At 49.6% G+C, this 22,885-nt stretch carries 13 protein-coding genes and 1 riboswitch; of the genes, 1 reads left to right on the plus strand and 12 read right to left on the minus strand.

The features are described from left to right. Nucleotides 1-97: 97 nt before the first annotated feature. The 4 genes from AC6ESO_RS17245 to AC6ESO_RS17260 form a co-directional block, all read right to left on the minus strand. On the minus strand, nt 98-1,840 hold the full coding sequence (locus tag AC6ESO_RS17245) for an ABC transporter ATP-binding protein (RefSeq protein ID WP_497092431.1): 1,743 nt from the start codon (nt 1,838-1,840) through the stop codon (nt 98-100). Between the two features lie 35 nt (nt 1,841-1,875). Then, on the minus strand, nt 1,876-4,200 hold the full coding sequence (locus tag AC6ESO_RS17250) for a hypothetical protein (protein WP_497092432.1): 2,325 nt from the start codon (nt 4,198-4,200) through the stop codon (nt 1,876-1,878). 174 nt (nt 4,201-4,374) lie between these two features. Next, nucleotides 4,375-5,283 carry a DMT family transporter gene (locus tag AC6ESO_RS17255; RefSeq protein ID WP_497092433.1) on the minus strand — a complete coding sequence of 303 codons (909 nt, stop codon included), beginning with the start codon at nt 5,281-5,283 and terminating at the stop codon, nt 4,375-4,377. 23 nt (nt 5,284-5,306) lie between these two features. Beyond that, complete coding sequence (locus AC6ESO_RS17260; RefSeq protein WP_091224408.1) at nt 5,307-5,624, minus strand: MGMT family protein; 318 nt, start codon at nt 5,622-5,624, stop codon at nt 5,307-5,309. Nucleotides 5,625-5,787: 163 nt separating this feature from the next. Here AC6ESO_RS17260 and AC6ESO_RS17265 point away from each other — a divergent pair, with 163 nt between their 5' ends. Beyond that, nucleotides 5,788-7,020, plus strand: coding sequence for an aminopeptidase (locus AC6ESO_RS17265; protein ID WP_497092434.1), 1,233 nt, complete (start codon nt 5,788-5,790; stop codon nt 7,018-7,020). A 55-nt stretch (nt 7,021-7,075) separates the two neighbouring features. Here the strand turns inward: AC6ESO_RS17265 and AC6ESO_RS17270 are convergent, their stop codons facing one another. The 8 genes from AC6ESO_RS17270 to AC6ESO_RS17305 form a co-directional block, all read right to left on the minus strand. After that, nucleotides 7,076-9,667 (minus strand): S-layer homology domain-containing protein, encoded by a 2,592-nt coding sequence (locus tag AC6ESO_RS17270; RefSeq protein ID WP_497092435.1) that lies wholly within the window; start codon nt 9,665-9,667, stop codon nt 7,076-7,078. A gap of 204 nt (nt 9,668-9,871) precedes the next feature. Next, nucleotides 9,872-14,608, minus strand: a complete 4,737-nt coding sequence (locus AC6ESO_RS17275) for an S-layer homology domain-containing protein (protein WP_497092436.1) — start codon at nt 14,606-14,608, stop codon at nt 9,872-9,874. A gap of 71 nt (nt 14,609-14,679) precedes the next feature. Next, nucleotides 14,680-16,209: an O-antigen ligase family protein gene (locus tag AC6ESO_RS17280; protein WP_497092437.1), complete on the minus strand. Its 1,530-nt coding sequence runs from the start codon at nt 16,207-16,209 to the stop codon at nt 14,680-14,682. Between the two features lie 43 nt (nt 16,210-16,252). After that, a complete protein-coding gene (locus AC6ESO_RS17285) occupies nt 16,253-16,975 on the minus strand; it encodes an ATP-binding cassette domain-containing protein (protein WP_494821491.1) in 723 nt (240 codons plus the stop codon). A 14-nt stretch (nt 16,976-16,989) separates the two neighbouring features. After that, a complete protein-coding gene (locus tag AC6ESO_RS17290) occupies nt 16,990-17,637 on the minus strand; it encodes an ABC transporter permease subunit (protein WP_494821325.1) in 648 nt (215 codons plus the stop codon). Between the two features lie 117 nt (nt 17,638-17,754). Then, entirely contained in the window at nt 17,755-18,582 is an 828-nt protein-coding gene (locus AC6ESO_RS17295; RefSeq protein WP_494821326.1) for a transporter substrate-binding domain-containing protein, read from the minus strand. Nucleotides 18,583-18,740: 158 nt separating this feature from the next. Then, nucleotides 18,741-21,071, minus strand: coding sequence for a histidine kinase (locus tag AC6ESO_RS17300; RefSeq protein WP_497092438.1), 2,331 nt, complete (start codon nt 21,069-21,071; stop codon nt 18,741-18,743). A gap of 194 nt (nt 21,072-21,265) precedes the next feature. Beyond that, a riboswitch (cyclic di-AMP (ydaO/yuaA leader) is annotated at nt 21,266-21,418 on the minus strand. Between the two features lie 201 nt (nt 21,419-21,619). Then, a complete protein-coding gene (locus AC6ESO_RS17305) occupies nt 21,620-22,879 on the minus strand; it encodes a DUF445 domain-containing protein (protein ID WP_497092439.1) in 1,260 nt (419 codons plus the stop codon). Between the last annotated feature and the right edge of the window lie 6 nt (nt 22,880-22,885).

A 22,885-nucleotide genomic window follows, 5' to 3' on the forward strand; every position in this document is an offset into this window, starting at 1 on the left:
CCGCTCTTTCCCGACAGACCTAGCTCACACCGGCCACTGGCCGTGCCTAGTATTGACAGACCTAGCTCACACCGGCCACTGGCCGTGCCTAGTATTGCTAGTCCTCCAAGCTCGCTTCCATCTGCTGTCGGTCCCATTGCTGTCTGTACCAGCCGCCGAAATGCATCAGCTCTTCATGTGTGCCTTCTTCCACGATACGCCCTTCATCCAGCACAAGAATCCAATCCGCATGGCTGACGGCAGACAGGCGGTGTGTTGCGATAAAGGTTGTTTTGCCTGCCCGCTCCTGGCGGATATGATGCAGGATGCGGCTTTCCGTTCTGGCATCTACGGCCGACAGAGCATCATCCAGCAGCAAAATCTCCGAATCAATGAGCAGCGCCCTCGCGATGGCAAGCCGCTGCTTCTGTCCGCCGGAGAGCATGACGCCGTTCTCGCCGACAATCGTGCCAAGTCCTTCCGGCATCGTGGCGATATCTGAGGTGAAGGATGCCATTTCGACCGCCTTCGCGATTTCGGCTTCCGAAGCCTTCGGTTTGCCAAGCGCGATATTGTCGCTGATGGATTTCGAGAGCAGCAAATGCTCCTGCGGCACATAAGCGATCCAGCGTTTCACTTGGTCGATGGCGATGCGCTCAACCGGCACTCCCGAGATAAACAGCTTGTCCGAATCGACGGGGTACTGTCTTAGCAGCTGCTTCAGCAGCGTACTCTTCCCGCTTCCCGTACGACCGACGATGCCAAGAGTTTGACCCCGCTCAAGGGTAAACGATACCTCACGCAAACTAGGCTGATTAGCCGTTGGATAGGTAAACGTAAGTCCCTTCATTTCAATCGTCGTCGGGACAGCCACCTCTACAGGCGAAGCTGCATCCACAAGATCCGGTTCCTGCTTAAACGCCTGCTCCAACCGGTCCGCGGAAGCACTCCCCCGCTGAAGCACGTTGATAAATTCGCCGAAGGAAATCATCGGCCAAATTAACATCCCTAAATAAATATTAAAGGAGATTAACTGTCCCAGCGTGATCTCATCGTGAAACACCAGATAGCTGCCATAGCCAATGCCGATGGAGTAGCTGACGCCTACAATAAGCGAGATCAGCGGCTGAAACAGCGCATTAAGAATAGAAACTTCACGGTTGCGATCCATAACCTCCGTCGTCACCCGGTCAAAGGCAGTCAGATCATGCTCCTCCTGCACGTAGGAACGAACCACCCGGATACCTGAGATCGATTCCAGCGCATGATTGTTCATTTTGCCAAAAGCATCCTGAGCCGCCATGAACCGCACCCGCACTCGCTGTCCCAGCTTGTTGATAACGACGGCCAACAGCGGCAGCGGAATTAATGCCGCTAACATAAGCTTGTAGTCGATCAACGAAATCATCGTAATGATGACGACCGATGCGCCAACGAGCGTATTCACGAGCGTCATAACCCCGTACCCGGCCGTGTTGCCGATGGCGAGAATATCGTTGGTTGCCAGCGCCATCAGCTGACCGGTGTTGTTGCGCTGGAAGAACGACGGCGTCATGCGGGTCAGATGCGCCAGAAAACGCCCGCGCAGCAGCTTCTCGATCAGCACCGAGTTGCCGAACAACGTTGTGATCCAAATATAAACGAGCACATATAAGAGCAATGAGAGACTAACGAGCAGCAGCACGGTGCTGCTCAGCTGAGAAGCCGTCAGCGTATGCTCGCGGATTCGGTCGATGGTGTTCCCGATCATTTTCGGCGGAACCGTCGTTAACAAGCTGACCACCGTCATTAAGCTGATGGCCAGCGTGTAATGCATCCATCTGAGTTTGAAGAACCACTGAAGCCGTGTCACGAAAGACAAGATATTGCCCCCTTTATTCATTCTGCCAAAAGCTACTACTTCGATTGTACCTCTTGCTGCGGGATTGCACCAACAGGTACAGCCATGTACCATCCGGGCCTATCCGTTTGTTCAACCGAATACCCCTCGATATCAACTACGATTGCCGCAGCTTGATCATCCGCACCTCGCACAACAACCTCCAACTTGTCGCTCGGTAACAAGGACATCAGCTTGATCGTCATCTTATCCGTACCAAATTCCATATCGGTCACAACCAGACCATCAATGCCAATGGCTTGTCTGCCCGTTAAATCGATCAAGAGATCCCCGTATCGTTTCTTCAGCCTGGCGGCCGTCACTAAGGCACTGCCCGTCCCCCAATGGAAACCGCTTTGATAGGATCTCTCATCGAAGCCCCCGTGGCCGTAATTCTCGGCAGAGCTCCCGTGCACCTCGAATTGCGTTGCCGTCCCTGCGTAATTACGAGGGCATACCTCCGCATTCTCATCCATTACCATCAGCGCAAAAGAAGCTCGTGCCGCCGCAACGGCCCGTCTCAAGAAGTCAAAGCGGCCCGTAACCTCATAATAATTCGCGAGCGTTTCGGCGAACTGGGCTTGTCTGGCATCATTCCACTCCGCATCCGTGTTCATTACGCCGAAGCCGCCAAAGGCATAGAGACTAATAAACGGCGGGTTCCATACCTGCTGATAGAGTGACAACAAATGAATGCAAAACTTGCCTGCTTCCAAGTATTCCAATCGTTCCGTTAAAGAATAGACGACTCGGAATGCTTCCGCACACCATTGGATGGCTAGCGTGTTCTGACCATACATGCAAGTAAACGGATCGTAGTAATCCAGGGATTTACTCGAACAAGAATAATAGAGCTCGAAGTCCTCGAATTTTTGCTCCGGAAGAACATGTTGAATCAAGTAATCCGCACCGCGTATTGCCGCAAGCCGCGCCTTCTCATGTTCCTCCTGCGGCACCGCGCCTGCCAGCAGTTCCTCACCCACAAACCATACGGCAAGCGCTCCCGAAGCGCTGTTGTTCAGCCGGGGATCTGCGGACAGATCCGATTTGTTCACCCAGCATGGAAAGCCGCCTTCATCACTTTGATGAGCAAAGAGAAAACCTCTCAAGCCGCTGAGAAACTCATCTGCCCCGCTGACTCCACCGTACTCCCTCACATAGCTCCGCAGCCAGATCGCGGACCATGCGCAATCCGGCACACTGTATAGCTGCTGCCCGCCTCCATGACCGCTGGATGCTGCCCATTCCCCCGTTTGCGGCCTATAAATCGTAGGAAATATCCCTTCTTGTTGGGGAGCTGCAACCAAGCATTCGGCAATTTGCGCTGCTTTATCCACCCATGCATTCCGATTCAGCCTCAATCCGAAATCCGCAAGCTCCACGGCCGTACGCATATTGTTGAACCACGAATGAAACCAGAGATCATCCGGATACTCGCGCCCGCTCATCACGCCGTCTTCTCTTCGATAAGTGGTCAGCGTTATACCGCCCGTCTTTTCTGCCGCTGGTCCTTGTCTCCACAAATATTGCAGCGCCATGCCGTTCCCATACTGCGCATATTTCTCAAATCTTACCGTCTGCGGAACTACGCTCGTTTCATAGTCCGGCGCATTCGTGTTCCATAGCAGTGATGCTGCGCTGTCTATAATTTGAACCGGTGTACAGCCTTCAAAAACAAGTAAATAAAACGAGAGCTTAATCCCCTCCTCCGCCTTTACGCTGAAGGGTTGGCCATCCGGCTTATAGTAGGTATGCTCTGTGGGCACAAGGGATTTTATTCCATACTCAATGACAGGCGCCTTCGCGTCGCCAAGATTCTGCGTATCCGAGAAACGTAAATCCAAGTAACGATGCCACTGCGGATATTCGTTGAGCTCGCGCAAATCCGGAACCAGTACCGCCCCATAACGCTCCGCCGTCAGGATCACTGCAGGAGATCGGAATACATGCTGACCGGACACATGCTCGGGCTTTGCTTTAATATTCGGAATCCAGTGGAAGCTGCGCTTCGCCTCATCCCACAGTTCCGGAGCATCCTGCAGGAAGCCGAAGCTGATCGCGAATTTGTCGATCTCACAGGAGTGGTCCGGTGTATAGAGCAGCTGCACTTTGCGAACATCTAGTAAACCTTGCGATGCAAGCTCCCTTATAGGTTCAAATTCGAATACCTGCGGCGCTTCCGCCAACTTCAACAAGCCCTCGTCCAAACGGAATTCATGCTCAGCGCCGTTAGCGTCTCCACGCACTGCCTCTGCATCTGCGAGCGTCCTGCTTCCTACCTTTATCGCTTTAAGCCCGGTGGAAAGGATCCGCTCTGTGTCGAACATCCCATTGTACCTCATATCTATTCTCCCTCCCTGTATTCTTATAGTAATTTGCCGGAAATTGGATATATCCTTCTACCCGTAACAACCGAACCTCACGATATGGCCAAAAGCAAACCCGCCATCAAGCTGCAACCAAACTGACAGCCAAAGGCGGGTCTATCGTCTGAACCTATCGTTACAAGAGCTTGTTCAATGAGCACTTCGCGGCTTCAACGCAGCCTCTCGTCTCGGTTTCCGGCTTGCCAGGAAGACGCCGAAGAGAATAATAACAAGCCCGGCGAGCATGTTCCACTTGATTGCTTCGTTTAGCAGGACCGAACCCCAGATCAGCGCCGTGGAGGGCACCAAATACGTGACCATCGAAGCGAATTCTGCACTGCCCTTCTCGACCATATAGTAGAACAAGATGTAGGCCAAACCCGAACCAAATATCCCAAGCCCGATAATATGCGGTACATTGCTCATATCGGTCAAATGCGGCCATGTAATGGATTCTGTAGAGAAAGCGAGTGTACCGCTGACGATCGCACTGCTAAGCAGCGTGCCATATGTAATTTGGTACATCGAGCAGCCTCGAACAGACAGTCTTTTGGACAATTGCGATCCTACTGCATAACAGAACGTTGCGGTGAGCATGCCGATTAAGCCAATGCCGTTGACCGACAGCAGCGCGCCGGGCCGAATGCCGAGCAGAATCACTAAACCGATTGTGGCTACGCCAATGCCAACCCACTGCATGTAATGCGACTTGCTCCGGAAGAAGAGAATGCCCACGATAATCGTCCACACCGGCGTCATCGCATTCAAGATCGAAGCCATGCTGCTCGTCAAATGCTGCTCGCTGAATCCGATCAGCGTCCAAGGCAGCGCCGTATTGATCAGGGCCATAATAAACATCGCCGGCCACGGCAGGCTCCGGAAGGCGAAAGGCTTCTTGAAGATCAGCATAATGAGCAGCACGACAGCCAGTCCGCAGGATGAACGCAGAAACGCGATCGACCACGGGCCAAAGTCATGCAGCAATAGTTTGATAAAATAAAACGAACCGCCCCAAATGAGACTTAACAGCAGAAGCGCAACATAGATGAGTCTGGGCAACCTGTAATCCTTCTTTCTATTCCTTAATAATTCGGTTCAGGTTCGAATCGGTATTCCCCCAAATCGATCGTGCCGGCAGGACTTACATACACGCCTTCGCCTTCAAGCAGGACACGCTGCATATAGCGCCCTTCACCGTCGCCGATGGCGATCTCGCCTTTTCCGTTAATGACGCGGTGCCACGGCAATCCATGCTTCTCGCTCATGGAATGAAGAATGCGAACCACTTGCCTCGCCCCTCTTGGGCTGCCGGCCTGTGCCGCGATCTGACCGTACGTCATGACCGTGCCTGATGGGATATTCGCGATAACTGCAATGACTTGTTGCGTAAATGGTGTCATGACGCACCTCCTTTAATCTCTATTAGTATACACCCTACACAGCCCGCCCCTGCAAGCAAAGTTGAGCATTCTCCCCGTTTACCCTCGGCAAAATTCCCCCCTTAGGGAAAAGGTAGGCTTATATGTTAGAATAAATTTATTCTGTCCCGTAGGAGTGAGTCTATTGCCTAATTTTCAAGAGAAACTCGAGCGTTACGCAGCTCTTGCTGTTGAGGTCGGCGTAAATGTCCAGCCCGGCCAAACCTTAGTTATTAGTACATCCCTGTCATGCGCGCCTTTCGTGCGTCTTGTCGTGAAGAAAGCTTATGAAGTCGGCGCCAAAAACGTACACGTAGAGTGGAATGACGATGTCGTCACTCGCACCAAATACGAGCTTGCCCCAGACGAAGCTTTCACAGAATATCCGGAGTGGCGTGCGAAGGGCTGGGAGCAAATGGCTGCCGATAACGCGGCATTCCTCAGCATCATCGCACCTAACCCGGATCTGCTGAAAGGCACGAAGCCTGAGCGGATCGCGAATGCGAACAAAGCGGCAGGTATCGCGCTGAAGACGTGGAGAAGCTACACGATGTCCGACAAAGTCAGCTGGTCCATCGTTGCCGTTCCATCCCCGGATTGGGCAGCAAAAGTGTTCCCTGATGTGGAGCCAAGCAAGCAAGAGGATGCGCTCTGGGATGCGATCTTCGCAGCAACCCGCATGAACGAAGAAGATCCGGTTGCCGCTTGGAAGTCGCACATTGAAGTGCTGGATACAAAAGCATCGCACTTGAACGAGAAGAAATTCCGCAAGCTGCATTACACAGCTCCGGGAACGGATCTCACGATTGAGCTAGCACCGGGCCATATCTGGATCAGCGCAGGCAGCGAGAACGCGAAAGGCGATATCTTCGTAGCAAACATGCCTACAGAGGAAGTCTTCACGGCTCCGCTCAGAGGCGGCGTGAACGGCACCGTGTCCAGCACGAAGCCGCTTAGCTACGGCGGCAACCTGATCAAGGATTTCTCGCTGACGTTCAAGGATGGTCAAATCGTTGACGTGCAAGCCGAAGAAGGACTTGAAGTGCTTAAGAACCTTGTCGGCACGGACGAAGGCGCCGCTTACCTCGGCGAAGTCGCGCTCGTTCCCCATCGTTCCCCAATCTCGGATACGAACCTCGTGTTCTACAACACGCTGTTTGACGAGAATGCTTCCTGTCACTTGGCGATCGGCAAAGCCTATGCCTTCTGTATCGAAGGCGGCAAAACGATGTCCGAAGACGAGCAAGTCGCTAACGGCCTGAACAACAGCCTTGTCCACGTTGACTTCATGATCGGCTCCGCTGAGCTGAACATCGAAGGCGAACGCGTTGACGGCACGAAAGAAACGCTGTTCCGCAACGGCAACTGGGCGTTCTAATAAGCAGGGCGTAAAAAAGCACCAATCCACTTCAGGATTGGTGCTTTTCACTGTATTACAGCTTCGCGATCAGAAGCGCTGCTTCCGCGCGGGTCGCATAGCCATCCGGAAGGAAGCTGTTATGCTCGCGTCCCTTGATGAAGCCTAGTTTGAATGCCGTATTCACAGCATTTTCAGCCCAGGCACTGATAGAGCTCTGATCTGCAAACGCCGCATCTTCCGACTGTACATCTGCTTTCTTGCTTGAGATAAGCTCGTATGCTTTCATCAGCATGACGACCATCTCTTCGCGCGTTACTTTCGCATCCGGCGCAAATGTTGTCGCGGTACGTCCTTGTACAATTCCTGCTTCAGCAGCAGCTGTAACTTCATCTGCATACCATTTGCCGCTTGCTACGTCGCTGAACTTATTCTCGCTGCTTGCTTTAAGGTTCAGCTTGCGTGCCAGGAATGCCGCGAACTCAGCGCGAGTCACTTCTCTCGTTGGTCCAAACAACGATTCGGTTACGCCTTCTACCACGTGCGCTGCGGAAAGCTTCGCAATAGCGTCCGCTGCCCAGTGGGTTGCGCTAATATCGCTGTAGGTTTTCTTAAACTCCAGAACCGCGTATTTACTGAAGTGGCTTACATCCGCTACCAAGAAGCCATCTACCAATTTGCCGCCGACATACTCCAGCTTACCATCGTCGCCGATGTAGTAAACGCCTAGCAGATCGGTCTTTGCACCATCAGCTACTTTCAACTTCAGCGTAATCGGAGCATCGAACTTGGACAGCTTCACTTCTTTGCCATCCTTGGTCTTGATGGAGAGCGTAAAGTCATAAACATCTCCGGCGAGTTTCACGTTCGTGTTTATAGACTCACTGATCGCGGATTGAGCCTCTTCCTTCGTTACCTTATCGAAGGAGAACGAGATTTGCGCGTCCTTCAACTCGTCTGAAGAAACCAAGCTCTGCAGTTTCGTTATCAGTTCACTTGGAATCACGGCGGACAGTTGATCATTACCAACTGTCACCTGTTCCACGTCCCTGAATGCATCCGTACTCGCCGGAAGCAGTACTCCGGTATCTTCCTTGCCAAGCGATACATTCACTTTGCCATCTTCACCCTTCAGGTCACCTGGAGTAACTACTTTCTTACCAGGGACATCGGGCGGCGTCGATGGAATGAATACAAATCCTCCACTGTTAGAGCTGGCTTGAGGAGTAGGGTATACAAATGCTTGCAGAGACTCATTACCTACTTTATCCACTGCGGAAACATTTACATGATAAACTTTTCCATTCGCAAGCCCCGTCAAGTTGTAGCTATTGTTCTTTATTGGATTCGGAGTAAGCAATTCTCCATCGAGGTAAACATAATAGCCCGCTAAATCCTCTTCTTTATTTGCGTCCCATGTTACACTTATTTGTCCGTCACCGACTGTGCTTTGCAGACTTGTCGGTTTCGCTGGCGGGGTAACGTCACCTACATTAAATGAACTCGAATATCCAAAATCTAGAGGAGGTTCAACATCAAGACCTGAGTCGTACATCACTAAGGAGAAAGACATAAACATGTGACTGGAATTGGCATTAGGTAAACTAATCTCGTCTGTACTCGATTCGGACATTCGGAGTGTGAACGTATCATGTATATCTAAATCTCCCGAAAATTGCATCTGAAGTAAAAAGTAGGAATTCTCATCTTCATACACAACTAGATCCGTTATCGGTACTACCGTTCCATCACTCTTCACTACCTCCAAGTCAGAGGCGGACAATGCCTCCCGGTTGATATGAAATGGAACACTAGCACTAGGCGCGTTCTTCTTGTACTCATAGGCAAGGCCCAAACCCACAAATAAATAGTTGGAAGAACCGACTGAATAATTCGTATCATCTGAGTTTCCCAACGGGTTAAGCCTTACAATGGGATCCCCCGGCTGTAACGTATAGCCTTTCGACTTGTTATTAATGTCTACGTCAATCGAATTAAACGTGCTAGGCAATCTTATCGTAAATACATTACTCATCGGAGATTCTTGGCCCGCTTTATCGACGGCAATGACTGAAAAGCTCTGCATACTTAGCGGCTGCAAACCCGTAAACTCGAACCCTTTATTTTTCGTTTCCCCTACCTTTTCCCCATTGAGATACACATCGTAATGGGATAAATCAATAATTGTCTCTGAATTCCACCAGCCTATAGACAACGTCAAAATGTGATTTTTATCAAACCCATATCCATATCCTTGAGACATTACCGGTGCTGCCGGAACATCATCATGCTCCATGGAATAATAGACATCATCACGAACGGATGGTGTAATTTCCGTCTTTTTCTCACCCTCGGATACCGTTATTTTGTCAATAACCCTACCCAATCCAAGATTTCCGTTAATCCGGTAGGAGTACACAGCATCACGAACAGAATGAGGATCTTGCACGACAAAATCATTCGTCAAATCGATGGTATTCCCGTCTTCGTCCATCGTCAGTCCAACAGTATCGGAATCGGTATAGATTGAACCCGAAATTTGACCTGTCGACGCATCATACTCAATCTTAATCACGCTTGCTGCAAAGGCGAGTATCGGCATACTAATACTCAGTATCAGAATCATAAGTATAGCAATACTGATTTTGCGTAAACGATTTGGCTTCAATTAGGCCCCTCCTAATATTGGATACATCCTATCCCATATTAAGTCTATCTCTTCCAATTTACAATAATAATAGTAGATATTTTCTCCTATTTTCTCAATTAATAGTGTCGAAACAGTAGACCTTCCGGATGTGCCAATAGACGGAGTTTCCGGAACGTAAAAAGCACCAATCCTTAAGAGGATTAGTGCTTTTTACTTACAAGTTTAGAGCTTAGCAATCAGAAGCGCTGCTTCTGCGCGCGTTGCATAGCCTTTAGGTAGGAAGCTGTTTTGCTCGCGTCCCTTGATGAAGCCAAGCTTGAATGCTGCATTCACAGCATTTGCAGCCCATGCGCTGATGGAGCTCTGATCCGCAAATGCCGCATCAGCCGACTGAACATCCGCTTTCTTGCCTGAGATAACCTCGTATGCTTTCATCAACATAACGACCATCTCTTCTCGCGTTACTTTTGCATCCGGCGCAAATGTAGTAGCAGTACGCCCTTGCACAATTCCCGCTTCGGCTGCTGCAGTCACTTCATCTGCATACCATTTGCCGCTTGCTACGTCGCTGAACTTATTCTCGCCGCTTGCTTTCAGGTTCAGCTTGCGTGCCAGGAACGCTGCAAACTCAGCACGAGTGACTTCTTTCTTCGGTCCAAACAACGAATCGGTTACGCCTTCTACCACATGCTCTGCAGAAAGCTTCGCAATGGCATCCGCTGCCCAGTGGGTTGCGCTTATATCGCTGTAGCTCTTCTTGAATTCCAGAACCGCGTATTTACTGAAGTGACTTACGTCTGCAACCAAGAAACCGTCTACCAATTTGCCGCCAACATACTCCAGCTTACCATCGTCGCCGATGTAGTACACGCCGAGTAGTTCTGTGTTGGCTCCATCAGCAACCTTCAGCTTCAGCGTAATTGGAGCATCAAATTTGGACAACTTCACTTCTTTGCCGTCTTTTGTCTTAATAGAGAGCGTGAATTCAAAAACATCTCCGGCTAGTTTCACATTGGTATTCGCCGTTCCGGCACCACCATTAAGCACGGATTTAACAGTGTCTTCTGATGCTTTCTCGAAGGAGAACGAGATTTGTGCATCCTTCAATGCATCTGCAGGTATCATCCCTTGCAGCTCCGTAATCAACTCATTCGGAATCACTGCAGACACCGTATCATTTCCGACCGTAATTTCACTTGCGCCGGTATATGCATCGGCGCTTGCCGGAAGTAGTACACCTGAGTCATCTTTTCCAAGCTCGACAATTACTTTATCTCCATCTTTCTTAAGATCGCCTGGAGCTACTACTGTGGTACCCGGTACTTCAGGAGTGGACGGCATAATAATTCCTCCGCCCCCACCAATTATAATGCTTACGTGTGGCGTTGCGCTTACCGAAGCTTGCTCCGACTCATTGCCGGATTTATCTACTGCAGCAACCTTGATTTGATACGCCTTGCCATTTTCCAAATCGTTAAGCTTAAGACTTGTCGCTGTGATTGGGCTTGCCGTCACCAACGTGCCATCCCGATATACGTAATATCCGGCCAAGTCTGCTTCCGTATTCGCTGCCCAGGACACGGTTACATTGCCGTCACCTTCAGAAGCTTGCAATCCTGTCGGTTTCTTTGGTGCTGTTTGATCGTGTGGCGTAGCGCTGACTGCAGCTTGCTCCGACTCATTGCCTGCCGTATCTACTGCAGTAACCTTGATTTGATACGTCTTGCCATTTTCCAAATCATTAAGCTTGAGACTTGTCGCTGTGATCGGGCTTGCCGTCACCAACTTGCCGTCTCGATATACGTTATATCCGGCCAAGTCTGCTTCTGTATTCGCTGTCCAGGACACGGTTACATTGCCGTCACCGGCAACACTTTCCAGTCCCGTCGGTTTTAAAGGTGCTTCATTACCCACAACAAGATCATATCGGGCATCTGCGAAATTCACGAACGTGAACAGTTCCTCATGATCGTTGTCTGTAAGATTGGCGGACATTTCCATTGCATTCGAAATGGTATCAGGCAGACGAATTTCATCCCCATCAATAGAATCCGTCATCCGAAGCTTATAGGTCTCAGAGAAATCCAATCCGCTATCGATTATGAAATACAAGTGATAATCTTCCTCTCCGAAAATTTCCACGCTGCTTATTGGATATTCGGTGCCATGGCTATCAACCAACTCAAAGTCGGATGCCGATATGTGTTCTTTATTCAAGGTAAAAGGAATCGTAATACGCTCACCTGCATTTAAAGAACTCACACCGTTAAGTCCAATACTCAAAAAGGAAGTAGTAGCATCGTCCGTATAAATGGTTTCAGCCGATTTACTGATTGGATTAAACGTAGCGAGAGTATCCCCCGTTTTCAGCTTGTAGCCCTTAGGTTTGCTGTTAATAAAACCAATGCTGTTAAACACACTCGGAATTCGAATCTTAAATGCATCACTCTTGTCCGATTCCATTCCGTTCGTACCTACTGCTGTAACCTCAAAGCTTTGGAGGCTAAGCGGTGCAAGATTATGAATAAAAAATACCTTTTCCTTGGTTTCACCTATTTTTTCACCATTCTGATACACATTGAAATGATCCAGTCCTACTGCCGCTCCTACATTTAACCACTGAATAGATAAGCTCGTCCCTCCGCCATCATAAGAGAAGCCATATTGATTCTCAAAAACCGGTATCGCCGGGGCTCCTTCAGGCATAGATGTGATAGAAACTTGAGGCGATTCATTACCCGCATGATCAACTGCAGAGACACTGACATTATAGGACCTGAAATTCTCCAATCCGGTTAAGGTATAACTTGTCGTACCTGCCGGTCTTTGTGCGAAGAATGTACCATCCAGATAAATCTTGTAGTTATTCAAATCTTCCTCTGAATTCGCAGCCCATGATACCGTAATCGACTTATCGCCAGCCAGTCCTTCCAGGCCGGTCGGTTTTGCTGGTGCCGATACATCTGATCCATCGGTTAACACCAACTCAGAGTCGATATCTCCGAAAGTTATATTAGTACCATTATCATAATCATTATCAGATAGATAAGCGGACATTAACATTGAATCCGTGACCGTATCCGGCAGTTTGATTTCATCTCCGTAAATAGAGCCTGACAGCTGCAGGGTGTACGTTTCAGAAAAATCTAATCCGCTATCAATTGAAAATACTAAGTAGGGCTCGTCTTCCCCATTGACGTTCATACCTCGGATTGGCATTTGATTTCCTTGACTATCAACCAATTGAAAATCCGCTGCTGTCAGATGAGCTCGATTCAAAGTGAATGGAACGGTACTCCACTCACCATTGACATACGTGTGTACTCCTCCAAGATGAACCATAAAAGTGGATTGAGTAGCATCGTCTGAATAAATACTTTCAGCTGATTTATCGATAGGATTAAATGTGACAAGAACGTCTCCGGCCTTCATGGTATAGCCCTTCGGCTTTCCGTTAATAAAATCAAGCCTGTTGTACGGGCTAGGTACACGAAGTTTGTAAGGATTGCTCTTCTCGGATTCGATACCTGCTCGATTTACCGAGGTAACCTCAAAACTTTGAATACTGAGCGGCTTAATTTGATTGAAGGTATAGGACAAAGTCGAGGATTCACCAACTTTTTCGCCATTTTGATAAATATTATAATGGTCGGCATTTGCTAAATTCTCATCTTTCCAGCTAATCTCTAAATGAGTCCCTTCGACATTGTGCCAATATGAATATCCTGTCTCAAGCACAGGTGCCGTTGGTGCGATAAGAGTTACATCGCCTACAACCAGGTCTGTCTTGTAGTCACTGAAGAACACTTGTGTTAAATCAGAGAAACTGTTATCGGTCAGATAAGCAGCCATCAATAGAGAGTTAGAATTCGCATCTGGCAAGCTGATTTCATCGCCATCGATGGAGTCCGCCATTCGCAATGTATACGTCTCCGAGAAATCCCATCCTCCGTCGATTTCAATGGCTAAATAATATTTTCCATCTATGGGGTAAATATTCAGAGTACTAATAGGAAGACTGTTATTCTGACTATCAACCAACTCGAAATCGGATGCCGACAGATGTTCTTGATTCAACGTAAACGGTACGGAAGCTTTGCCCGTCGATGCTTGTCCAAGCAAGACGGTCAAATAAGATACAGTTGCATCGTTCGAATAAATAGATTCCGCATTTTTATCAATCGGATTAAGCGTTACAAGGGAATCCCCAGCCTGCAACGTATAGCCCTTTGGTTTTTCGTTCATAAATTCGATGTGATTATAGTAACTTTGAACACGCAGTTTGTAGGCTTTGCTCTTCTGCGATTCTTGACCTTTTGTATCTACCATCGAAACTTCAAAACTATGTACGCTTAGCGGCTCTAGCTGCAGCACCTCGTAGTAGGCACTCGTCGATTCCCCTATTTTGACTCCGTCCATATATACATTAAAGTGGTCCAGATCAAATACGATCGGAGCGTACCATGTAAAAGATACATTCGTCTTACCGGAATCATACCAATAATTAAATCCGCCATGGATCTCCGGTACAGGCGGAACATCATTCTGCTCAGCCGAATAATAGACATCATCCCTTACGGATGGCGTCAACTCGGTTACCTTCGAAAGATCCGGTCCCTCATACACCGATATTTTATCCAGAATATGCCCCGTTCCGATATTGCCATGAATTCGATACGAATAAACATCGTCACGAACGTAAACATTGTCACGCACCAAGTATGAACCTGGCGTTATGTTCACCTTATCTGCGATGTCGAGAAATTCTCCATTCTCACTTAGCGACAATCCGACCGTATCGGAGTCCGAATAAATCTCGCCGGAAACATTTCCGGTAGATGCGTCATAATCAATCTTGATGAAGCTGGCTGCATAAGCCAAAACCGGCATGCAAATAGTGAGCAGTAAGCAGCTCAACACAGCGATGCTTATTCTGCGCATAATGGATCGTTTCAACATTTATTCCCCCTAGTAGATGTATACCTTCCCATATTAAGAGACAACCTACCATATTTCAACAATTAAATAGATCAACGTTCCCATTTTTTAAGATTTTGTGTAGAAAAAATAGACTTCTGCATCCGCTGATAGACCGAGTACTCGGGAAGAATCCGATTCGCTAGATCTATCTCCTGACGGGCTAACTCCATATAGGATCGATCCTTGGTCCTATTCATGTAATTTATATATACTTTCGCCAGCTCATAATGCACCGAATGTATCCAAGGCAGCAGTTCGCCAGCCCTTCTTAGCGCAGCTATTGCTTGATCCGGCTTGTCCGCAACTACGGCGGCAGTCTTTACCCCCTGTGATTTGATTCCATAACCAACAGCACCATAGCCGAAGCATACGCCAACGAGTAGGCACAATAACAGAAGTAGAGCTCGAGCCCCGCGCCAAACTACAGTTCGAGCTTCTTGTTCAGGCAGTAGATCACAGCCCAGCATGATGAACAATCCACCGCAAAGCGGAAAAGCAAAATCGATATCAAAGCCCAAGTGGAGCAGCAACGCGATAAACAAGATCAGCGGAATTCTATGCTGATCGAATCTACGAGTACCCGAACTTACAGCAAGCGCTATGAATGCCATGAAAACCAACAGTCCAAGGACGCCTACATCCAGTACAAGCTGTAAGTAGAATTGATGGACGTACTTCACAAAATAACCCGGAGGGTGCACAATTGCCCAGCCGCCACCTCCATATCCGAGAAGCCAGTGCCGTTTGATCAATTGCCAGCTGTCCGCCCAATAGATGCGGCGAAGCTCAAATTCATCTGCCCCCCAGCTTATATTCATAATTCGGCTCGCATAACGCTGACCGACTGCAGCAATCATACCGAATAGAATCAATAAACCGAGCCCCACCACGACAGCAGCCCAGCCTCTAATCTGCTTACGATCAGCATGAAGCCAATATCGTGACGCTTCAATGGCTGCAAAGAGCAGCAATAACAGCAATACCGCACGTGACTGAGTAAGAAACAGTCCGATTCCTTGGACCGCGATAAGGGCAATATATCGTTTCCCTTTCCCTTGCAAATACGCGCGCCATCCCAGTCCAATTCCGGACAGGATGAGAATTGCCAGTACATTGGCATAGCCAAATGTCGACTCCAACCGCCCTTCTCGGAATAATCCAAACGCAAGTCCCCATATCGTGAGGAAAGCACCGAGCCATGCCCACTGTCTCATGAGTGCATCACGTTTGACTCTGGAAAGTGACGCAAACATCATAGCCAATGGCAATAAGCTCGAAATTCGCCCCGCTTCCAAGATTGCCCCTTCCAAATCGACCGCGCAGATACACGAGATCCAATAACAGCAAATGAGCAGCAATAACAGACCGTGAAGCATGGTCACTCGCAGCGGTACGGAACGCCAAATAGAATAAGCCAAGCCAATGAATAGCAGCGTATTTAACGACAAAAAGGGTACTTCAAAGAAGTACCCTGCGCAGAACGCACCTACCCAGAGGTAGGCCGTCAATAAACAATATAAAAGTGTATCTGATTTGTTGGTTTCTTGCGTCAATGTGGTCATAGTTACATGGTTCGACATGCGAATGCTAAACTCCTACTACATCCACTCAAACTTCCGTTCCTTAAAGCACCTTCGACAAGAACGCCTTCGTCCGTTCCTGCTGCGGACGTTCGAAAATCTGCGCCGGCGTGCCTTGCTCGACAATGTAGCCCTGCTCCATGAAGATGACGCGGTCGCCTACTTCGCGGGCGAAGCCCATTTCATGCGTGACGACAACCATCGTCATGCCTTCCTTCGCGAGCTGCTTCATAACCGCGAGTACCTCACCAACCATCTCCGGATCGAGCGCCGATGTCGGCTCATCGAAGAGCATGATCTTCGGCTCCATCGCTAGTGCGCGTGCGATGGCGACGCGCTGGGATTGACCGCCGGACAGCGAAGCCGGATAAGCATCCGCTTTGTCGGCCAAGCCTACTTTATCGAGAAGCTCAAGCGCTTTGGCGCGCGCTTTCTGAATCGGCCATTTGCGAATTTGAATCGGGCCAAGCGTAATATTGTCCAGCACCTTCAGATGCGGGAACAAATTAAACTGCTGAAACACCATGCCAACCTCAGTACGGATACTGGTGATGCTTGTATTCTTGTCCATAAGGGACTTGCCTTCGATCACAATATTGCCGCCGGTCGGCTCTTCCAATAGGTTAAGGCAACGCAGAAACGTCGATTTCCCTGATCCGGAGGGGCCGATGACAACGACAACCTCTTGGCTGTTGATGTCGACATTAATATCTTTGAGCACGACATTCGAGCCGAACGCTTTCGACAACCCGGTAACTTGAATTATTGGACTCATGTGCATTACACTTTCCTTTCCAATGCATTGAGCAGCTTACTTAATGAGTAAGTAAGAATGAAGTAAATGAACGCGGCAGTCAGGTACGGCTCCCATACGCGGATGTACTGCCCTTTCATGACGTTGCTCCAATACATAATTTCAGGCGCCGTAATAAGGGCAACCAGTGAAGAGTCCTTCACAAGGACGATAAATTCATTTCCGAAAGCCGGAATCATCCGTTTGATCGCCTGCGGCAGCACGATAAAACGCATCGTTTGAGCATGGGTCATACCAAGCGATTTGGCCGCTTCCGTCTGACCTTTGTCGATGGACTGAATACCAGCCCTGTATATTTCAGCCGTGTAGGCTGCAGCATTCAAAGATAAGGCGGTTATAGCCGCAACAATGGCATTCGTTTTCCCGTAAATGAGCGGAACAAGACCGAAGTGCACGATATAGATTTGCACAAGCAGCGGCGTTCCACGGAAGAAGTTGATGTACGACTGCATCGGCCACCGAAGAAACCAGCGACGCGACATTTTTCCGAAACTAACGATCAAGCCAAGAATCGAACCAAGCAGAATGCCCGATAAAGAAATTAAGATTGTATAGAGCGTCCCCTTCAATAGAAGCGGCGCATAATCCCAAATAATATCAAATCTAAAATCCATCTTAATTCGCCCTTTCGTCTTCTCTACACCGATGATTAGCCTAAGCTACAGCGAATACTCCTTAAATGGACAAGAACAAAGGACATGCGCCACTAACGCATGCCCTTCGCGTCCCTATTACTTCGCGCTTAGCAGATTCGCCGTATTCGGCTCTTCGCCAAACCATTTCTTATACACTTCTGCATATTTGCCGTTCTCGATGATCGCTTTGATCGCCGGATCCAGCTTCGCTTTCAAATCGCTGCCTTTCGGATACAGAATGCCGTAATACTCCGGCGTGAAGTTTGTAGTATCCGAAACTTCTGCGTATTTCTTGTCCGGGTTGTTCTTAATGTAATCACGTACGATCGCGATATCCGCAACTACTGCATCAGCGCCGCCTTGATCAAGCTCAAGCAAAGCAACCGCGTTGCTGTCGAACTTCTTCAAATCCGTGTTGCTGTTGCCCATAATCTTCGTCATAAGGATATCAGCAGTAGTACCGGTTTGAACCGCAACCTTCTTGTCTTTCAGGTCAAGTGCGCTCTTAATGTCGCTGCCTTCCTTCACCATGATGACGTTGATCGATTCGAAATACGGCATGGAGTAATCGTACGTTTGTTTACGATCATCCGTAATCGAAATACTGGAGACACCCGCGTGATATTCCGTGCCTTGCTTGACGCCTTCCAGCATTCCGTCCCAGCCCGTGTTATCCACTTCATACTTGATGCCGGCTTCCTTCATCACTTCATCAAGGAACTCGATATCGAAGCCTGTGATTTTGTCTTTGTCCATATATTCCATTGGAGCATAAGCCGCATCTGTTGCGAATTTGTACGTTGTAGCGTCACTGCTGTTGCCCGCTTCGCTTCCTGCGTTATTGTTGCTGCTCTTCGCGCCGCAACCAGAGAGAATTACTGCTGTCACTAGTGTAAGAATAGCTATAATATACCACTTTTTCATTCTGCTTCCCCCTATTTAGTAGCTTTAATTAACTAAGATTCTATCAAGAAAAGTGGCTTGTTTCAATTTAAATTTTTAAATTGTCAGGTAATCTCACATATTACCAAAATAAATGGATATCCACGGTCGTGAATAAATGTGAGCCGAAACCCCAGTATCTATTCTTCTCCAATTTCGATGTTTGGATTAAAATCCGCTACAACAAGCACATCCATGTGCCGACCTTCACGCAAAATGGTGTCGACCACGCATTTATGACGCAGCTTGCTCCAGAAGCCTTGACCGGATTGGCCAAGTACCATTTGCGTACTTTTCAGCACGTTCGCCTTCGCCAGCAAAGCAGCAGGTACATCGTTACGCGAGACGTTGCGCTCCACCTCGAATGTGCCGCCAAGACGCGCCGTCAGCTCCTGCAGCTCTTCAATCCGCTCCTCTTCGCCCGGCATCGCTTCCGTTTGCACGTAATGGACATGCCAATCCGCTTTGAGCCGATGCGCAATTCGGAAACCGCGGCGAATGAGTCTCTCCGCTTTCTTGTTCACCGTGACTGCTACGAAGATCGACTCATGGCGACGCCATGGGCCGCGGAGCGAGCCGTTGCGTTCCCACGATTCCAGACGCTCATCGACATCGTCGGCGATTTCCCGCAGGGCAAGCTCGCGCAGCGCAATCAGGTTCCCTGTCTTAAAGAAACCGCAGAGGGCGTCCTCTACGTCATCATTTTTATAAATATGGCCTTCCCGCATCCGCTGCTGCAGCGTGTCAGGTGCCACATCAATCAGTTCAACCTCATCGGCAAGTCGCAGCATCATGTCCGGTACGGTTTCTTTCACAGCCGTCCCTGTAATCTGCTCCACCGCATCCTTCAAGCTTTCCAGATGGTGTACATTCATCGTAGCGATGACGGAAATGCCGGCATCCAAAATCTCCTGTACATCCTCGTACCGCCGTTTGTTACGGCAGCTCGGCGCGTTGGTATAAGCCAGCTCGTCAATCAGCACAACCTCCGGGTTGCGTGCGATAATGGCATCCACATCCATCTCCGAGTAAACCTTGCCGTCACATTCAATGGACTTACGAGGCACAACCTCAAGCCGTCCGGCCTGATCCTGCGTTTCCGCACGGTCATGCGTCTCCATGAGTCCAACTACAACGTCGATATCTTTGCGCAGCAAATCATTGCCCTCGCGAAGCATCATATAGGACTTACCCACTCCCGGCGCTGCGCCGACATAGACCTTGAATTTCCCGCGGCGAATCCGCTCGATCTTCTTCTCTACCTCTTGCGCGCTGAGCCTCCGGTATGGTTCGGCTGTCAGCTTCGGCGTCGCCCGTTTCGTTGGGAGCACTCGCTCGCCCTCATGATCGGCTCTGTCCGCCATGAAGAAAACGTCGATGTTGCGCATTTGTTTCAGCACGCTGCCCGCGATAGAGCCTTGTGCGATCTCCTGTGCACGCGTCTGCTTGGAATGCCCCATGACGATGCGGGTTGCATTGATCAGCATCGCGTATTTAATGAGCGCGCGCGGAATTTGTCTTCGATTGCTCACCGTAATTTCTCGGAAGCCCGCGTACACCTTCTCGGTCAGCTTCAGAATGGAGCGCTTGAAGTCATCCCGTTCCTTCGTAGGCTCCTGGCTCGAATCCACGAAGACGACAACCTCCAGGTCGCCGCTAAGACGCTTCGCGATTTGCTGGCCGCGCCGTATATAGATGGAACCATTCCAGTGATACTGCGCCGCTACCAGGATGCGTTCCGTCGCGCCGGACGGACCGATGAAGCCCTGCTCCTCGCGGTATTTCTCCAGCGACTCATTCACGCCCTCGGCCATCAGCCGCAGGGCAATCTCTCTGAGCTTGCCAAGGTTCCCGCGCTTGAGCAGCCCGGGATCTTTAATATTGTTTAAACGCCCTTCATTTAGGCGTGACAGAATCGTTTCCGGCGATGCATCGATAAGCCTTACCTCATCCGCCAATTCCAGCAGATCCGCGGATACTGTACATTCCGCCGAGATGCCTGTCAGCTTCTGCGCAAGCTCGGTTACCCCTTCGAGTTCGTATACATTCACGGTTGTGATGATACTGATACCGTGACTCAGAAGAAATTGGATGTCCTCCAGACGCGTCGGGAATTTCGCTTCCGGCCGGTTCTCGTGCGCCAGCCCGTCAACGAGCAGCACCTCCGGATTCCGTTCCAGAATCGCATCCAAATTAAGATCTTTCTTCTCCACGTCCCCCTTGTACCAATGAATGCTCGGGATCCGCTCCAAATCAGCAAGCTGCTCCACCGTTTCAGGCCGGCGCATCGTCGATACTGCGCAGATGACAACCTCAATGCCTTGCTGCTTAAGCGCTTGGCCTTCACGCAGCATATGATAGGTTTTGCCTGAGCCGCTCACGGCACCAACATAAATTTTAAGACGGCCGCGATGAATTTTGGAGATGGATAAGAGCATTTCTTCAGGGGTTTTGCGGCGGTAACCAGCCATGACAACTTCGCCTTCCTTTCTACACCTTTAAACTTACATAATCTTCGCAAACTTATTCTTCTTTGTGTCCACCTTTATTCTAATAAACAGCACAAAAAAGAAGCCTGCAGGAATTGCCTCTTTAACACAGAGGAACGCCTCTCGCGGCTTCTAGGCACAAGTTATCATCAAAGTGTCTATATGCACGAACAATCGTTGCCTCTCGTATACGCTTTCGAGGTTAGCTGACGGATTCGGGCGTGAGAGTCGCCCTACTTAAAGCATGGACCGAGCGGTCCGTTCTTCAAGATTCACCCCAGTTGAGTGGTTCCCCCGATTTCTAAACAGAAATTCAGCGCTATAGCAGAAGATTAAGCATGAATCGTATGTTACGCCTGCGCATGTCTTTTGTAAAGGAACGCCGCAAACGGTTTCGTTCTCATTTCCAGCCAACTGGCGCGAATATAACGCTTACAATGGAGTCGATCGCAAGCAGTCTCACTCTACCTCACTAATTTGCCGTTTCTCGCAAATAAGGCGAAATAGAACGGACTGCCGGCTTCTTCTCCTTAGTTATAACCGAAGCCCATCTCAATTAACCGCAATAATAGACCGATCAGGAAACCGCAAACGGCACCATTGACCCGAATCCATTGCAGGTCCTGCCCAACTTTATCTTCTATTAATTCCACCAGTTGATCATTGTCGAGGCGATCGAGGTTCTCCTTCACAAACGAGCCGATCTTCGTGTGATTCCGCTCAATGAGTCCGGCAACCTGCCCTTTCAGCCATTGCTCGGCATCCTGAACCAGTCCATGGTTGGCTTCCAGGCGATCAAGAAGCCCCTCCAGCATCGGCCATACCTTAGCTGCAAAATCCTCCGAGCGGAGGAATGTGATTCCCTTCTCGCGCAAAGATTCGAACATGCGCGTCATCTCGCCGTCCAGATCAAATGAAGCGAGAAGCTCATCGCGCAGCGCATTCAGCTGCCCTGTTTCGGCCAAACGGGTAATCAACATCTCGAGTCCTTGATGCAGATGCTTCATAATAACAGCGCGACGATCGGTGCCCTGAACCTTGAGCTCATGGATCTTCGTCAAAATAAAGGATTGCAGCATCGTGCCCAGCTTATCCTCATCCAAATAGCCGATGAACGCGTTGACCGCAAACTGCATCAGGCCGCCTAAATTCAGCCCTTTCACAAGCGTCATCGCCGCATTGCCCAGCTCGCGGCGCATCCCCTCCGTGCTCGCCCACTCTTCCGCGCGCTCCAGCAGCAAATCGAGCAGACGCTCATCTACGCCATTCTCTACCGCGTTACGCAGGAAGCCGCGAAGCGCCGCTTCCAGATCAATACGCTCCACCGCGGAGCGAATTTCCCCCGAGACAATAGGGACCAGCTTCTCCAGCTCTATCGTACGCAGCGCTCCCTCCAGGAGGTGAGGCAGACGCTCGCTGTGTACGGCTGAATGAGCCGCCTGCCGAAGGGCCGGCAGCAGCTGCTTTGCCAGCTCGATCTGACGCAGCTTCTCGATCATGCTATCCTTAGCAAGCAGCCGATCTTCTAGAACGCGTACGATGCCGTCCGACATCTTCTGGCGATTGCGAGGCAGCAGCGCCGTATGCGGAATCGGAATTCGCAGCGGATGGCGAAACAGCGCCGTCACGGCAAACCAGTCCGCGAGCCCCCCGATGACGCCGGCCTCGAAGCCGACATGCAGCAAGCTAAGCCCTGCCCCGCTGAACGGGATCGTGGCTGCGAAACCCGTTGCCATGATGCCCAGCGATATATTTGCTATATGTTTATTTTTTCTTGAATCGTTCGCCATGTTCTT

It is taken from the genome of Paenibacillus rhizoryzae (assembly GCF_059686995.1).

Bases quoted from the DNA above. Each gene is read 5' to 3' on its own strand.
- AC6ESO_RS17250 (WP_497092432.1), bottom strand. From the start codon at position 4,200: ATGAGGTACAATGGGATGTTCGACACAGAGCGGATCCTTTCCACCGGG.
- AC6ESO_RS17260 (WP_091224408.1), bottom strand. From the start codon at position 5,624: ATGACACCATTTACGCAACAAGTCATTGCAGTTATCGCGAATATCCCA.
- AC6ESO_RS17275 (WP_497092436.1), bottom strand. From the start codon at position 14,608: ATGTTGAAACGATCCATTATGCGCAGAATAAGCATCGCTGTGTTGAGC.
- AC6ESO_RS17280 (WP_497092437.1), bottom strand. From the start codon at position 16,209: ATGTCGAACCATGTAACTATGACCACATTGACGCAAGAAACCAACAAA.
- AC6ESO_RS17290 (WP_494821325.1), bottom strand. From the start codon at position 17,637: ATGGATTTTAGATTTGATATTATTTGGGATTATGCGCCGCTTCTATTG.
- AC6ESO_RS17295 (WP_494821326.1), bottom strand. From the start codon at position 18,582: ATGAAAAAGTGGTATATTATAGCTATTCTTACACTAGTGACAGCAGTA.
- AC6ESO_RS17300 (WP_497092438.1), bottom strand. From the start codon at position 21,071: ATGGCTGGTTACCGCCGCAAAACCCCTGAAGAAATGCTCTTATCCATC.
- AC6ESO_RS17305 (WP_497092439.1), bottom strand. From the start codon at position 22,879: ATGGCGAACGATTCAAGAAAAAATAAACATATAGCAAATATATCGCTG.